This window comes from Streptococcus sp. 343_SSPC, assembly GCF_001072385.1.
Taxonomy (GTDB): domain Bacteria; phylum Bacillota; class Bacilli; order Lactobacillales; family Streptococcaceae; genus Streptococcus.
Genome location: NZ_JVKU01000003.1, coordinates 18280 through 33729, shown reverse-complemented (window position 1 = coordinate 33729; position 15450 = coordinate 18280). Strand labels below are relative to the sequence as shown.

16 protein-coding genes are annotated in these 15450 nt (G+C 43.2%); 14 read left to right on the top strand and 2 right to left on the bottom strand.

Translation table 11 applies throughout. From position 1 onward, the window contains the following. The first annotated feature begins 29 nt into the window (after nucleotides 1–29). The 12 genes from ADH27_RS00165 (at nucleotide 30) to ADH27_RS00110 (ending at nucleotide 9904) form a co-directional block, all read left to right on the top strand. The gene (locus tag ADH27_RS00165; RefSeq protein ID WP_014712940.1) at nucleotides 30–221 is read left to right on the top strand and encodes a hypothetical protein; all 192 of its coding nucleotides are present in this window, start codon (nucleotides 30–32) and stop codon (nucleotides 219–221) included. Beyond that, a complete protein-coding gene (locus ADH27_RS00160; protein WP_048714779.1) occupies nucleotides 218–415 on the top strand; it encodes a hypothetical protein in 198 nt (65 codons plus the stop codon). The genes ADH27_RS00165 and ADH27_RS00160 overlap by 4 nt, the downstream gene beginning before the upstream one ends. Further along, nucleotides 402–1319, top strand: coding sequence for an ABC transporter ATP-binding protein (locus ADH27_RS00155; protein WP_048714778.1), 918 nt, complete (start codon nucleotides 402–404; stop codon nucleotides 1317–1319). The genes ADH27_RS00160 and ADH27_RS00155 overlap by 14 nt, the downstream gene beginning before the upstream one ends. After that, nucleotides 1288–2028 carry an ABC transporter permease gene (locus ADH27_RS00150; protein ID WP_048691472.1) on the top strand — a complete coding sequence of 247 codons (741 nt, stop codon included), beginning with the start codon at nucleotides 1288–1290 and terminating at the stop codon, nucleotides 2026–2028. The genes ADH27_RS00155 and ADH27_RS00150 overlap by 32 nt, the downstream gene beginning before the upstream one ends. Beyond that, on the top strand, nucleotides 2025–3122 hold the full coding sequence (locus ADH27_RS00145) for a sensor histidine kinase (protein WP_048714776.1): 1098 nt from the start codon (nucleotides 2025–2027) through the stop codon (nucleotides 3120–3122). Before ADH27_RS00150 ends, ADH27_RS00145 begins: the two co-directional genes overlap by 4 nt. Before the next feature lies 1 nt (nucleotide 3123). After that, nucleotides 3124–3723: a response regulator transcription factor gene (locus ADH27_RS00140; protein ID WP_048714774.1), complete on the top strand. Its 600-nt coding sequence runs from the start codon at nucleotides 3124–3126 to the stop codon at nucleotides 3721–3723. A gap of 186 nt (nucleotides 3724–3909) precedes the next feature. Next, entirely contained in the window at nucleotides 3910–5610 is a 1701-nt protein-coding gene (locus tag ADH27_RS00135) for an acetolactate synthase large subunit (protein ID WP_048714772.1), read from the top strand. Then, complete coding sequence (gene ilvN / locus ADH27_RS00130) at nucleotides 5603–6079, top strand: acetolactate synthase small subunit (RefSeq protein ID WP_006594976.1); 477 nt, start codon at nucleotides 5603–5605, stop codon at nucleotides 6077–6079. The genes ADH27_RS00135 and ilvN overlap by 8 nt, the downstream gene beginning before the upstream one ends. Before the next feature lie 64 nt (nucleotides 6080–6143). Then, a complete protein-coding gene (gene ilvC, locus ADH27_RS00125) occupies nucleotides 6144–7166 on the top strand; it encodes a ketol-acid reductoisomerase (protein ID WP_023027688.1) in 1023 nt (340 codons plus the stop codon). A gap of 215 nt (nucleotides 7167–7381) precedes the next feature. Continuing rightward, complete coding sequence (gene ilvA, locus ADH27_RS00120; protein ID WP_048714769.1) at nucleotides 7382–8632, top strand: threonine ammonia-lyase IlvA; 1251 nt, start codon at nucleotides 7382–7384, stop codon at nucleotides 8630–8632. A gap of 59 nt (nucleotides 8633–8691) precedes the next feature. After that, a complete protein-coding gene (locus ADH27_RS00115) occupies nucleotides 8692–9579 on the top strand; it encodes an SPFH domain-containing protein (protein ID WP_023022202.1) in 888 nt (295 codons plus the stop codon). A 109-nt stretch (nucleotides 9580–9688) separates the two neighbouring features. Beyond that, nucleotides 9689–9904 (top strand): hypothetical protein, encoded by a 216-nt coding sequence (locus ADH27_RS00110; protein ID WP_006594972.1) that lies wholly within the window; start codon nucleotides 9689–9691, stop codon nucleotides 9902–9904. A 195-nt stretch (nucleotides 9905–10099) separates the two neighbouring features. On the opposite strand, the gene ADH27_RS00105 is transcribed toward ADH27_RS00110, so the two are convergent. Next, a complete protein-coding gene (locus ADH27_RS00105; protein ID WP_009732258.1) occupies nucleotides 10100–10840 on the bottom strand; it encodes an amino acid ABC transporter ATP-binding protein in 741 nt (246 codons plus the stop codon). Continuing rightward, complete coding sequence (locus tag ADH27_RS00100) at nucleotides 10840–12402, bottom strand: ABC transporter substrate-binding protein/permease (protein ID WP_048714768.1); 1563 nt, start codon at nucleotides 12400–12402, stop codon at nucleotides 10840–10842. The genes ADH27_RS00105 and ADH27_RS00100 overlap by 1 nt, the downstream gene beginning before the upstream one ends. A gap of 120 nt (nucleotides 12403–12522) precedes the next feature. Here ADH27_RS00100 and ADH27_RS00095 point away from each other — a divergent pair, with 120 nt between their 5' ends. Beyond that, a complete protein-coding gene (locus ADH27_RS00095) occupies nucleotides 12523–14430 on the top strand; it encodes a DUF2207 domain-containing protein (RefSeq protein WP_048714766.1) in 1908 nt (635 codons plus the stop codon). Between the two features lie 159 nt (nucleotides 14431–14589). Next, nucleotides 14590–15426 carry an undecaprenyl-diphosphate phosphatase gene (locus ADH27_RS00090; protein ID WP_048692043.1) on the top strand — a complete coding sequence of 279 codons (837 nt, stop codon included), beginning with the start codon at nucleotides 14590–14592 and terminating at the stop codon, nucleotides 15424–15426. Nucleotides 15427–15450 lie beyond the last annotated feature (24 nt).

Below are 15450 nucleotides of genomic sequence, written 5' to 3'. Positions count from 1 at the left end.
TATAGTCAGAAAGTAAGAGGTAAGGAAAAATGAAACAATGGTTCTATAAAGTGTTTACGTTAACAGTGGTTGGGATGGTCGTCTATTTGATCTTTTCAAAGGATGATAGTCTCTATTACCATTTCCCTTGGGAATTATTTGCTGGGATTGGCATCATGAGCTGGGCGGTCCAAGAAGGATTGAAGATGATCAAGGCTGTTAAAAAGGAGATGGAGCAATGAAAAAGAAACTTGAAATTGGATTGGTAGCTGTTTTGTGTTTGCTCCTTTGGGTAACTGAGATGATGACGGGCTGGTTTTCTGCCCATTTTCCTAGCTGGTTTTTCCAAACGGTTTGGGGAGTGACCTTGGTCGTCTATGTCATCATTCCAGCTGGCCAGATTTGGTTGAAAGGAGAGTCCCATGAGTGTCATTAGAGTTGAGAACTTGAACAAAAGTATCAAAGGAAAGGGGATTCTAGAAGATCTTTCTTTCACAGTCGAGAGAGGGGATTGCTTGGCCTTGATTGGGCCAAACGGGGCAGGGAAGACAACCTTGATGGATTGCCTCCTAGGAGATAGGAAGGCGACTTCTGGAACTATTGAAGTAGAGGGAAAAGCTCCTGGTCATCCTCAGTTAAAGGCTAGTGTCTCTTATCTCCCTCAAGAGAATGCCATCGTGCAAAAGCTAACCGTGCAGGAACTGATCAGTTTCTTTCGCTCCATTTATCTCAACCCTTTAACGGTCAATGCCATCGATGATTTATTGCGTTTTACTCCAGAACAAAAGAAGCAATTAGCCAGTAAGCTGTCTGGTGGGCAAAAGCGTCTCTTATCCTTTGTGTTGACCTTGATTGGTCGTCCCAGTCTCCTGTTTTTGGATGAGCCAACGGCTGCCATGGATACCTCCACTCGCCAACGCTTTTGGGAGATCGTCGGGCATTTAAAGGACCAAGGTGTGACTATTGTCTATTCTTCCCATTACATCGAGGAAGTAGAACATACAGCTGATCGGATTTTGGTCTTGCATCAGGGACATTTGCTTCGGGATACGACACCTCTCGCTATGAGAAGCGAAGAGGTAGAAAAACATTTCACCCTGCCCTTGCGTTACAAAGCTCTAGTGGCCGAGATGGAAGGGATTGGTCAAGTGACGGTCAAACCCGATGCCCTTCAGGTTGTGACAGGTGATGCCAATCGTTTGTGGAGGCGATTGCAGGAAGAAGGATGTTCAATCCAAGAGATCGAGGTGACCAATCGAAGTTTATTGGATTCTATTTTTGAAAATACAAAGGAAGTAGGTAGAGAAGATGAAACGCATGAAAGCTCTCGGCGTGGTTGAGTGGCATTTGACTCGACGCCAAGCCATTTATTACTTGTTATCAATTGGGATGCCCACGGCCTTTTATCTCTTCTTTTCAGGGATGTACCAGGACACACCAGGGGCACCCGCTCACTTTATGAGGGATTATCTCCTCTCCATGACGGCTTTTTCCATGATGTCTACGGCTATCTTTTCTTTTCCAACAGTTCTTGAAACCGATCGACTCAACAATTGGCAAAAAGTCTTGCGCCATACCCCGGTATCTATGGTAGAATATTATCTAATAAAGGTTGCGGGTCTCTTTGTCGATTTTCTCCTATCGATTGGAGTTGTCTTTACCGTGGGCCATGTGGTGCGCCATGTGAATATGTCCCTACAAGATTGGATTTTGTCGGCCTTTATTCTCATCCTAGGAAGCCTAGCGTTTGTGGCTTTGGGTCTGGTATTGACCCTGCTTCCTTCTAGTCAATTGATGTCTGTTGTGGGTAATCTCCTTTACATGGGGCTCGCTGTCATGGGTGGCCTTTGGATGCCCATTAGCCTCTTTCCAGAATGGATGCAAGCCATCGGCAAATGCCTACCAACCTATCAATTGATGGAGCTGATCAAGACCTTTTTAAACAAGGGGCAGATCAATGTTCTCGCTAGTGTCTATTTAACCTTGTTTACCCTGGTCTTGTTTACCCTTGTCATTGTTTATCGTCGTCATTCTGAGGTTCGTTCATGATTGAAAAACTCAAGCGTATCCATTATATGTTTTACGCTAGCCTAGTCTTTATGGGCTTTCCCTTTATCTCTATTTTATTAGGGGAGGTCCCCTACTGGCACTTCTTTTTAGCCCTCTTGTTTATTGCTTCCTATCTAGGAGTCTTGATTACTGAAAACAAAAAGCTGACCTGGATTTGTTGGCTATACCTCCTAGCCTATGTAGCAGGAAATACTCTTTTTATTAACGCCAACTATTTTTGGTTTTATTTCTTCATCAGCAACCTATTGGTCTATCACTTTGAGATTCGCAATTTTCGCTCTCCCTATCTTTGGACAGTTTTTCTATCGCAATTCCTGCTTTTTGGGGCCATCTTTTTCAAACAGAGTGCGATGGAGTATGAATGGGTATTTTTAATCATTATTTTCTTTTTTACCCATGCCATGACCTACGGCATGATTCGGATTCGGATGGTGGAAGAGTTGAAAGCTGACCATGCCAAGCAAAATGCCCAGATCAATCTCTTGTTGGCAGAAAACGAGCGCCATCGGATTGGCCGCGATCTGCATGACAGTCTAGGACACACCTTTGCCATGCTCAGTGTCAAGGCGGACCTAGCTGATCAATTCTTAGCATTGGGTCAGGTTGAGAAGGCGCAGGAGCAGGTGCAAGAGATTCAAGCTATCAGTCAAGAGTCCATGCACCAAGTCCGAGAGATTGTGGAGAACTTGAAGCAACGAACCCTGACAAGAGAGCTAGAAACTGTCCAGCAAATGCTAGAAGTGGCGCAAGTCAAAGTGGAGATTCAGAATGAGCTCGATACAGCTAGCATCTCGCCGATCCTAGAGTCTGCTCTGGCCATGGTGTCTCTGGAATTAGCCACTAATATGATCAAACATGCCAAAGCGACGCAGGCCTTTCTCTCTTATTGCTCCACCGAGACAGGTGTAGAAATGGTTGCAGAAGACAATGGCATCGGCTTTAGTAAAGTTTCCGATAAGGATCTGCACTCGATCCGCGAACGGATTGCCTTATTGGGAGGAGAGTTAGAGATCAGTCGTCGTCACAAGCCAACCCGCATAGAAATACGGATCCCCTATCAAGAAAGGAAATAAGATGCGCTTATTAGTTGCTGAAGACCAAAGTATGTTACGCGATGCCCTCTGTCAGCTCTTGCTTTTGCAAGAGGATGTAGAAGAAGTCTTGCAGGCTGGAGATGGGCAAGAAGCTATTCGCTTACTCGAAACACATCCAGTTGATATTGCTATCTTAGATATTGAGATGCCCATCAAAACAGGGCTAGAAGTGTTGGAATGGGCCAAAAATCAACAACCCCAGCTCAAGGTTGTCATCGTTACCACCTTTAAGAGACCTGGTTACTTTGAGCGGGCCCTGAAGGCTGGAGTCGATGCCTATGTTCTAAAAGAGCGACGCATCACGGACTTGATGGGGACCCTGCATACAGTTTTGGCAGGGCAAAAAGAATATTCTCCTGAATTAATGGAGGGAATCCTGACCCATCCCAATCCTCTAAGTTCTCAGGAGCAGGCGGTTCTAAAAGAAGTTGCAAAGGGAGCTTCTAATCAAGAAATTGCTGATCGTTTATTTCTCTCTAACGGGACTATCCGCAATTACATGTCGGCTATTCTGACCAAGTTGAATGCAGAAAATCGGACGGAAGCAGCAAAGATCGCCCAAGAAAGGGGCTGGCTATAAGCAAGCAAAGTTTCTAGGATTCCTAGAGACTTTTTTGATTAGATTGTTCTTTTTTCAGGAGAAATCTCATTATTCGGATTTGGATAGAAAATTCAGAAAATTTGTGATTTTTCCTTGAAATATTTTCCAAAAATGGTATGATAGTAGCATGCTCATTTGATAATCAAAGAAACAGAAAGGAGAGACATGGAGAAAATTACCTTAGAAACTGCAAAGACAGGTTCAGAGCTTGTGCTAGAAACGCTTCGGGATCTTGGAATTGATACCATTTTTGGGTACCCGGGTGGAGCCGTTTTGCCCCTTTACGATGCTATTTATAGTTTTAAAGGGATCAAACACATTCTTGGCCGACATGAACAAGGTTGCTTGCATGAAGCTGAAGGCTACGCCAAATCAACTGGAAAGTTGGGTGTCGCAGTCGTCACTAGTGGACCTGGGGCAACCAATGCCATTACAGGTATTGCTGATGCCATGAGTGATAGTGTCCCTCTTCTTGTGTTTACTGGTCAGGTCAACCGTTCTGGGATCGGGAAGGATGCCTTCCAAGAGGCAGATATTGTTGGGATTACCATGCCGATTACCAAGTACAACTACCAAGTACGAGAGACAGCAGATATTCCACGGATTATTACTGAAGCGGTCCATATTGCGACAACTGGTCGTCCAGGTCCTGTCGTCATTGACCTTCCAAAAGATGTCTCTGCCTTAGAAACAGATTATATATTCAACCCAGCAGTCAACATTCCAAGTTACCAGCCGACCATTGAGCCAAATGAATTGCAGATTAAGAAAATCTTGAAGCAATTGGGCAAGGCTAAGAAACCAGTCCTTTTGGCTGGGGGTGGCGTTAGCTATGCGGAAGCGGCAGAAGAATTGGTAGCCCTAGCAGAACGCTACCAGATCCCTGTAGTGACTAGCCTTTTAGGTCAGGGAACGATTGCGACAAACCATTCTCTCTTCCTTGGAATGGGTGGGATGCACGGTTCCTTTGCGGCCAACATTGCCATGACCGAAGCGGATTTCATGATCAGTATTGGCTGTCGTTTCGATGACCGTCTGACAGGAAATCCAAAGACCTTTGCGAAGAATGCCAAAGTCGCTCATATTGATATTGACCCAGCAGAAATTGGTAAAATCATTGCAGTCGATATTCCCGTTGTTGGCGATGCGAAGAAAGCTCTACAACAGTTGTTGGCAGAGCCAGTCGTTCACAACAATACGGAGAAATGGATCGAGAAGGTCACAAAAGATAAGAACCGGGTTCGTTCTTACGATAAGAAAGAACGCGTGGTCCAACCCCAAGCAGTTATTGAACGCGTGGGTGAGTTGACCAAGGGGGATGCCATCGTCGTGACAGACGTTGGCCAACACCAAATGTGGGCAGCTCAGTACTACCCATATCAAAACGAACGGCAATTAGTGACTTCTGGTGGTTTAGGGACTATGGGATTCGGTGTACCAGCTGCAATTGGTGCTAAGATTGCCAATCCAGACAAAGAAGTCGTGCTCTTTGTCGGAGATGGTGGCTTCCAGATGACCAACCAAGAATTGGCAATCTTGAATGTTTACAAGATTCCGATCAAGGTCATCATGCTCAATAACCATTCACTTGGGATGGTTCGGCAGTGGCAAGAAGCCTTCTATGATGGACGAACATCAGAGTCCGTCTTTGAAACCTTGCCAGACTTCCAATTGATGGCGCAAGCCTATGGGATTAAGAATTACAAATTTGATAATCCCGAAACCCTTGAGAAGGATTTGGAAGTCATTACCGAAGATGTACCAATGTTCATCGAGATTGACATTTCTCGGAAAGAACACGTTTTACCAATGGTACCAGCTGGTAAGAGCAATCATGAGATGTTGGGGGTGAAGTTTAATGCGTAGAATGTTAACAGCCAAACTTCAAAACCGGTCCGGGGTTCTCAATCGCTTTACCGGTGTCTTGTCTAGACGACAAGTCAACATTGAGAGCATCTCAGTAGGAGCAACAGAAAATCCGAATGTATCACGGATTACCATCATCATCGATGTTGCCTCTCATGATGAAGTCGAACAAATCATCAAGCAACTCAATCGCCAGGTCGATGTGATTCGCGTCCGAGACATTACAGATAAACCTCACCTAGAGCGTGAAGTGATTCTGATCAAGGTCTCTGCACCAGCAGAGAAACGGGCAGAATTGCTGGCTATTATCCAGCCCTTCCGCGCGACTGTGGTAGACGTAGCTCCAAGCTCCATCACCGTGCAGATGACAGGAAATGCAGAGAAGAACGAAGCTCTCTTGCGTGTCATTCGTCCTTATGGGATTAAAAATGTCGCACGGACGGGTGCAACTGGCTTTACCCGCGATTAAAATCCAACCTAAATTTGTTAAAACAGCCTAAGAGGCAATAAAAATAGAAAAGAGAGAAAAAACTATGGCAGTTCAAATGGAATACGAAAAAGATGTAAAAGTAGCAGCACTTGACGGTAAAAAAATCGCCGTGATCGGTTATGGCTCACAAGGTCATGCCCACGCACAAAACTTGCGTGACTCAGGTCATGATGTGATCATCGGTGTACGTCCAGGTAAATCTTTTGACAAAGCAAAAGAAGATGGCTTTGATACTTACACAGTAGCAGAAGCAACTAAATTGGCTGACGTTATCATGATCTTGGCTCCAGACGAAATCCAACAAGAATTGTACGAAGCAGAAATTGCTCCAAACTTGGAAGCTGGTAATGCTGTTGGATTTGCACATGGTTTCAACATCCACTTCGAATTCATCAAAGTTCCTGCAGATGTAGATGTCTTCATGTGTGCGCCTAAAGGACCTGGTCACTTGGTACGTCGTACGTATGAAGAAGGATTTGGTGTTCCTGCACTTTACGCTGTCTACCAAGATGCTACAGGAAATGCTAAAGATATCGCCATGGACTGGTGTAAAGGTGTTGGTTCAGCCCGCGTTGGTCTTTTGGAAACAACATACAAAGAAGAAACTGAAGAAGATTTGTTTGGTGAACAAGCCGTTCTCTGTGGTGGTTTGACTGCCCTTATCGAAGCAGGTTTTGAAGTCTTGACGGAAGCTGGATACGCTCCAGAATTGGCTTACTTTGAAGTACTTCACGAAATGAAACTTATCGTTGACTTGATCTACGAAGGTGGATTCAAGAAAATGCGTCAATCAATCTCTAACACTGCTGAATACGGTGACTACGTGTCAGGTCCACGTGTCATCACTGAGCAAGTGAAAGAAAACATGAAAGCCGTTCTTGCGGATATCCAAAATGGTAAATTCGCCAACGACTTTGTGAACGACTACAAAGCTGGTCGTCCAAAATTGACTGCTTACCGTGAACAAGCGGCTAACCTTGAAATCGAAAAAGTTGGTGCTGAATTGCGTAAAGCAATGCCATTCGTTGGAAAAAATGACGACGACGCCTTTAAAATCTATAACTAATGAGGTGATGGTGAAGTTGGGAGAAATCCCAACTTCTTTTTCATCAATAGCAGAGATGGATTAGAAGGTATTTTCAACCATTTAGCAGAATCTGTATGAAGAGACGTGCCATATCGAACATTTTGGGTGATTTTTCTGAAAATTTGGAAAACGCGCTGAAATTTTTGCAGTCTTTTGATATAATTAGATGAAATAAGGAGAAGAAGAGGAAGACTATGATAACATCGAAAGATATCATAAAAGCCCACAAGGTCTTAAAGGGCGTGGTTGTTGAGACTCCCTTAGATTATGATCATTATTTATCCGAAAAGTATAGAGCGAAAATCTACTTAAAGAAGGAAAATGCGCAGCGGGTTCGTTCCTTTAAGATTCGTGGAGCCTACTACGCGATTTCTCAGTTGAATGAGAAAGAGAGAGAGCGAGGAGTAGTCTGTGCCTCAGCAGGGAACCACGCTCAAGGAGTTGCCTACACCTGCCGGGAGATGAAAATCCCAGCGACCATCTTTATGCCGATTACAACACCTCAGCAAAAAATTAGCCAGGTTCGTTTCTTCGGTGGAGAATATGTGACCATTAAATTAGTAGGAGATACTTTTGATGCTTCTTCTAAGGCGGCGCAGGAATATACCGAGCTTAAAAACTGTACCTTCATTGATCCATTTGATGATGCCAATGTCCAAGCAGGTCAAGGAACTGTAGCCTACGAAATTCTAGAGGAAGCTAAGAAAGAATCCATTGCCTTCGATGCGGTGTTAGTACCAGTTGGTGGGGGAGGCCTCATCGCCGGAGTATCCACCTATATCAAGGAACAAGCGCCGGAAATCGAGGTTATTGGGATCGAAGCAGATGGGGCTCGGTCGATGAAGGCAGCCTTTGAAGCTGGAGGCCCGGTAAAACTCAAACAGATTGATAAATTTGCGGATGGGATTGCTGTTCAAAAGGTAGGCCAGTTGACTTATGAGGCAACGAAAAAAAATGTTGAGACCTTGATTGGCGTCAACGAAGGCTTGATCTCTGAGACCTTGATTGATCTTTATTCTAAGCAAGGCTTGGTTGCAGAACCAGCTGGAGCTGCCAGTGTAGCGGCTTTAGAAGTGTTGAGAGAGTATATCAAAGGGAAGACCATTTGCTGTGTGATTTCTGGGGGGAACAATGATATTAACCGGATGCCAGAGATGGAAGAGCGAGCTTTGATCTATGATGGTATTAAACACTACTTCATCGTCAACTTCCCGCAACGTCCAGGAGCTCTTCGAGAATTTGTAAATGATATCTTAGGACCAAATGACGATATCACGCGGTTTGAGTACATCAAACGAGCAAGTAAGGGGACTGGCCCAGTCTTGATTGGGGTTGCTTTGGCAGATAAGCATGACTATGCAGGTCTGATCAATCGGATTGAACAATTTGACCCTTCTTTCATTAACCTAAATGGAAATGAAACCCTCTATAACATGTTGGTATGATGGCTTCTTTAACAAAGAGTCACTTAAAAAAGTAATAAAATATAAAGGAGAATCAGGAAATGATTTGGATTTTTCTATTGGCTATTCTAGTAGTTGGAGCTACTGTATTCATTAGCTCACTCTATGTGGTGAAACAACAATCTGTTGCAATTATTGAGCGTTTTGGACGCTATCAAAAGATCAGCAATAGTGGGATTCATGTCCGTGCACCATTTGGTATCGATAAAATTGCTGCGCGTGTGCAATTGCGTCTCTTACAAAGCGAGATTGTAGTCGAAACTAAGACACAAGATAACGTATTCGTTACCATGAATGTCGCAACACAATACCGTGTAAATGAAAACAATGTAACGGATGCTTACTACAAATTGATGCGCCCAGAAGCTCAGATCAAATCTTACATCGAAGATGCTCTGCGCTCATCTGTTCCAAAGTTGACCTTGGATGAATTGTTTGAGAAAAAGGATGAAATCGCCCTTGAGGTTCAAAAACAAGTAGCTGAAGAAATGTCAACCTACGGGTATATCATTGTAAAAACCTTGATTACCAAGGTTGAACCAGATGCTGAAGTCAAGCAGTCAATGAATGAGATCAACGCTGCTCAACGGAAACGTGTGGCTGCCCAAGAATTGGCTGAAGCGGATAAGATTAAAATTGTTACTGCAGCCGAAGCGGAAGCTGAAAAAGATCGCCTTCACGGGGTCGGGATTGCAGAACAACGGAAGGCTATTGTAGATGGTTTGGCAGATTCTATCAAGGAATTGAAAGACACCAATGTGAATTTGACAGAAGAACAGATTATGTCGATTCTTTTGACCAACCAATATTTGGATACTTTGAATAACTTTGCAGAAAAACAAGGCACCAATACCCTCTTCTTACCAGCAAATCCGGATGGTGTAGAGAATATTCGTACCCAAATCCTCTCAGCTTTAAAAGCTAAATAACAAAATATCTGACTTTTTTAAAATTGTTCGTATTTTCAGCTATTATGGTTGACAAAATATGCAAAAAATTTTATATTAGTATTGGAAATAATAATATAGGAGAAGAATCATGGCTAAATCGAACTTCGAAAAAGTGGAATCAGTTGTTGGTTGGGTACGTGATAAAAAGATCACTGGCTATCGTATCAGTAAAGAAACGAACGCCCGTGAAATGTCTATCATTGCACTTGCGCAAGGTCGTGCAAAAGTGAAAAACATTTCGTTTGAAACTGCGCTTGGCTTGATCGATTTTTATGATAAGAATCATCAAAAATTCGAAAATTAAACTTAGATATAAAAAAGAAGGGAAAAAGCTTCCCTTCTTTTTATATAGTATAAATCAGGATATCGTAGGAAAGTATCACTAGCTTTCTTCATATCTATCAAAGGATTTTAACAAGTTTATGTGTGGAATCATACTTTCAATTGATGGTATTTAAAAACTCCCTCATCGGAAGGACTTCCAGTGAGGGAGTTTGTTTTAGTTTAAGAAACGTTGTAAGAATTCTTTGGTCCGTTCTTCTTTTGGATTGGTAAAGATTTCTTTTGGATCACCTTGTTCAGCGATGACCCCCTTGTCCATAAAGATAACACGACTTGAGACGTCTCGTGCAAATTCCATTTCGTGGGTGACCACGATCATGGTTAAGCCTTCTTTGGCTAGGTCTTGCATAATTTTAAGAACTTCTCCGACCATTTCAGGGTCCAGAGCAGAGGTTGGCTCATCGAAGAGAATAGCATCCGGATCCATAGAGAGAGCACGAGCGATAGCGACCCGTTGTTTTTGCCCTCCTGAAAGTTGTTTTGGACGAGCAGCCCAATAAGGTTCTCCCATACCAACTTTCTCTAAATTCGCTTTAGCAATTTTCTCTGCCGTTTCTCGGTCCCGTTTTAGGACAGTTGTCTGAGCGACAATGGTGTTCTCTAAGACATTCAGGTTTTCAAAGAGATTGAAGCTTTGGAACACCATGCCCAATTTTTCCCGATAGTGGGTGAGATCGTAATCAGGATCGAGAACGTTTTGCCCCCGGTAGAGGATTTCTCCATCAGTCGGTGTCTCTAAGAGATTGATGGAGCGAAGGAAGGTAGATTTCCCACTACCAGAGCTCCCAATGATGGAGATCACTTCGCCCTTCTCAACAGAAAGAGAGATGTCCTTCAAGACTTCGTTTTGACCGTAGGATTTTTTTAAGTGTTTGATTTCAAGTATTTTTTCTGCCATTATTTCACCTCTTTGACTTGCATTTGATTGGCACCTGTAGTATAGGTATCAGAATCTAAGCGACGTTCGATGTAACGAAGGATACGGGTGATAGTGAAAGTCAGGATAAAGTAAATAACCGCAATAATAGTAAAGGTTGGGAAGTATTGGTAGTTTTGAGTTGCGACCGTATTTCCTGTAAAGTAAAGTTCGACCACGGAGATAACATTCAAGACAGATGTATCCTTGATGTTAATGACAAATTCATTCCCTGTCGCTGGCAAGATATTGCGAATAACTTGAGGAAGGACGACCTTGCGCATGGTTTGTCCATGGGTCATTCCTAGAGCAGTCGCTGCTTCAAACTGACCAGTATCCACTGCCAAGATTCCTCCACGAACAATCTCGCTCATATAAGCCCCTGTATTGATCGAAACAATAAAGATGGCGGCCCAGGTACGATCCAAGGAAATGTTGAAGGCTTGGGCTGAACCGTAGAAAATAACCATGGATTGAACGATCATCGGAGTTCCGCGGAAGATTTCAATGTAGACATTGAGGAACCAACCAAAGAATGTTTGCAAGGCAGCGAGAGCCTTGTTTTTAGACATAGGCGCAGTCCGGAAGACACCGATCAACAAACCGATAATCAAACCAGCAATGGTCCCTGTCATGGAGATGAGGAGGGTCATACCAGTTCCACGTAAGAACTGTGGGCCATTATCTTTCAAAATCTTCATCATTTGGCTGAAGAAAGTCTGCTCATCATCGCTAGCATCGCTGGAAGCTGGTTGCTTCTTGATCATATCATCCATGAGTTTGACTTGGTCTTCAGATGAAATTTTCGCTAGTGCCGCATTGACTTGGTCAAGTCTAGCGTCACCCTTCTTCATCCCGATAGCGATGGTCGCATCTTCTTCCCCAACTTCAAAACCTTTTTTGAATTGGATCATCTTAAATTTTGAATTAGCGGACTCAGCTGTCAAGGCTTCTGGACGCTCAGAAACATAGGCATCGATAACACCAGATTCTAAAGCTTGACGCATCTGGGCGAAATCACCCATTGCAGTTTCTTGTTTTGCACCCTTGAGTTGGGAGATGAGCGAGTAGAGGTAGACCCCTTGTTGAGAGGTGACCTTGGCATCCTTAAAGTCATCTAAACTAGTGGCATTCGCATAGTTTCCATCTTTGCGGACCAGCATGACTGGCTCACTAGTATAGTAGCTATTAGAAAAGGCAACCTCTTTTTTGCGCTCAGCAGTAGGACTCATCCCGGCGATGATCATATCGATTTTCCCAGAAGTGAGGGCTGGAATTAGTCCGTTCCAAGATGTTTTTACGATCAGAGGTTTTTTACCTAGTCCCTCAGCAACTTTTTTGGCGATTTGAACATCGTACCCGTTGGCATATTGGTTGGTGCCATCAATCTTTACGGCTCCATTTGAATCATCTTCTTGAGTCCAGTTGAAAGGAGCATACGCAGCCTCCATTCCAATCCGGAGATACTCATCTGCTTTGACAATATGGCTCATTCCCAGACACAAAAGTAGTCCGATAAAGAGAGCATAAATTGTTTTTTTCATGTAGTCTCCTCTTCCTTTATAAATAGTATCATCTTATTGTACAGGAAATTGGTCTACTTTTCAAACCTGATAACCTTTTCATGAAAAAATGCTATAATAAACCAAAGGAGTATAGGGGAAATGAAAAAAATTCTGTATGTTCTATTGGCAGTGATGGCCTGTCTATTTATAACAGGTTTTGTAAAAGCGGATGGTCCTTCCTATGAGGTTCAGTCTTATCGGGGGACTCTTACCTTGGAAACTTGGGATGATGCTACCTATGAGGAAGAATTGGTCTATCATTTTACAACTTCCTATAATGGTCAATATGTCAGCTTGGGAAGTGCGGGTAAAATGCCTCAAGGTTTTGAAATAGTAATTCCTCCTTTGGTGGAAGTGGAAGGTAGAACCCTGTCGCAAGAACCAGAAGTTCAAAATTTAGGCGATGGTTATCAGGTAAAGATTTATAACGGCGGAAGTGCAGGGGATACTGTCAAGATAAAGGTTACCTGGCGCTTAAAAAACCTGCTCTATGTTCACCAAGATATCCTATTATTGAACTGGAAACCAATCAGTGATGGGGATCAAGAGGTCAAAAAAGTAGAGTTACAGGTTATCCCGAAATTTGCCACAGCTGCCTCAAAATCGGAACTGAATATCCATACGGCTTATATGGGGGCTGAGGCAACTGTTCAGAAAGAAGAAGCAAACTATAAGGCTACTCTAGAGAATCTGAAACGAAAAGAAGGTGTTGAGATTTATGCTTACTGGCGGAAATCGGATATAGCTTCCTTTGGGGAATCCTATCGCGATACAGGTTTGATGGAGGAGTCCAACTATCATCGGACGGAAGCAGGAATTGTTCAAAAACGGACCTGGATTCGCCTATTTATGAAGGTCCTACTCCCAATCCTTATTCTGTTCTTCCTTCTTCTTGCTATTTATTATCGTCATCGATTCATACAATCTGTGACTTCTACCAGAGTTTTCCCCAAAAATAGCCGCTTGTATGAGATTCCAAATGACGTTGCGCCTCTACTAATGGCCTCGATTGTATACTCTACAGAGCTAGATGAGATTTCTCCAACCAAAAAACACGCTCGGGGCGTCTTTAAATTTGATCAGTTGGTGCAAGCAACCTTACTTGATTTGATTGATCGAAAAAATATCATCTGTGAGCAATACGACACTCATACAGTTTTAACCATTCAAAATGAAGATACATTGGATGAATTTGAGCGCGAGTTTCTTAGACTAGCATTCGGTTCTCAAAAATATTGTAGAACAGATGATTTGTTTTCAGATTATGAAATTTCGGATTCTCTCTATAAATATGCCTCTGAAAAAGATCAAGATGCTATTCGCAAGCGTGGAAAACAAGCGCAAGATCGGATTGATGCAGCGATTTCTCGTGTCGCTCAGGCAGTTCAACAAAAGATCCAAACCTTTGCCCTTTCTCCTTACTACCGTCCTTTAGAGGCAGGGGAGGAACGTGCAGGCCGTATGTGCCTCTTCTTTGGATGGGCAGCATGGAGCATTGCTTTGGTAGCCGGTCTAATTGCTTATTTCATCTTGAATTGGCTCTCTATCTTTTGTGTGATCTATGTGTTGGTGATGTGGATTCTTCCAGCATCCTTCCAAGGGAAGTTCACCCTCTATCGACGGGATGGAGTCCCAACGGACCTCGGTGCAGAACAGCGCTATTACTGGGATAGCTTCCGTAATATGTTGCGGGATATCGCTCATTTGGAAGAAGCAGAAGTTCAATCGCTGGTTTTATGGAATCGCTTATTAGTCTATGCTACTCTATTTGGTTTTGCAGATCAAGTAAGTAAAGTGATGAAGCTTCGTCAAATCCACTTGGATAACCCAAGTATGGATGCCTATGTCTACACTCCATTTCGTAGTAATCTGATCCATTCCAGCCATCTCTTATCTACTTATGGAACGACCGCGACAACTGCTAGTCATTTTACAGTATCTTCAAGCGGTAGTTCTGGTGGTGGCTTCTCTGGTGGCGGTGGTGGCGGTGGCTTCGGTGCTTTTTAGAGTCGCACAAGTGCTAGCTAGCCACAGTTGTAGTTACAATTTTAGAGAAGTGAGGTAGGATCTACCTCACTTTTTTAGTCTATGCATCCTTGCAAGCGCATCTGGTTCTATGGCTAGAAATGTGTTATAATATAGCAAATGTAAGTTTAGGAGAAGAAGATGTTTATCATTGAAGTGATAAAAGCGATTCTTTTTGGAATCGTTGAAGGAGTCACCGAGTGGCTTCCAATCTCAAGTACAGGTCATTTGATTTTGATCCAAGACTTTATTCAGTTTAAGGATCAAAACCCTGCCTTTATGGAGATGTTTAATGTCGTTATTCAGCTTGGTGCTATTATGGCCGTCGTCGTGATTTACTTCGACAAGCTTTATCCCTTTAAGCCTGGAAAATCGAAAAAAGAGGTGAGACGGACTTGGCAATTGTGGGCCAAGGTTGCTGTGGCGACCCTGCCTTTGCTCTTTGTCTTTAAATTAGATGATTGGTTTGAAGCTCATTTTCATAACTCTTTTTCTGTAGCCATCATGCTGATCACCTATGGGTGGGCCTTTATTTACCTTGAAAAACGAGAGCAAGTAGAACCAGAAGTGACGGAATTACACAAGTTGCCTTATAAGACTGCTCTCTATATTGGTTTGTTCCAAGTCTTGTCACTTTTCCCAGGGACCAGTCGGTCAGGTGCAACGATTGTAGGTGGTTTGGTCAATGGAGTTAGCCGTTCTGTTGTGACAGAATTTACCTTCTATCTGGGGATTCCTGCCATGTTTGGAGCTAGCCTATTAAAGGTCGCTAAGTTTGTCTTGGGAGGAAATGCTTTAAGTTTCAGCCAAGGGACGATCCTTTTGGTCGCTATGGCAGTTGCCTTCGGAGTCAGTATGGTAGCAATTCGCTTCTTGACAGATTATGTTAAAACTCATGACTTCACGGTTTTTGGAAAATATCGGATTGTTTTGGGAGCGATTTTGCTGGTCTATGCAGTAATTAAAATCTTTATCTAATCATGAGATAGGAGTGCTTCTTCT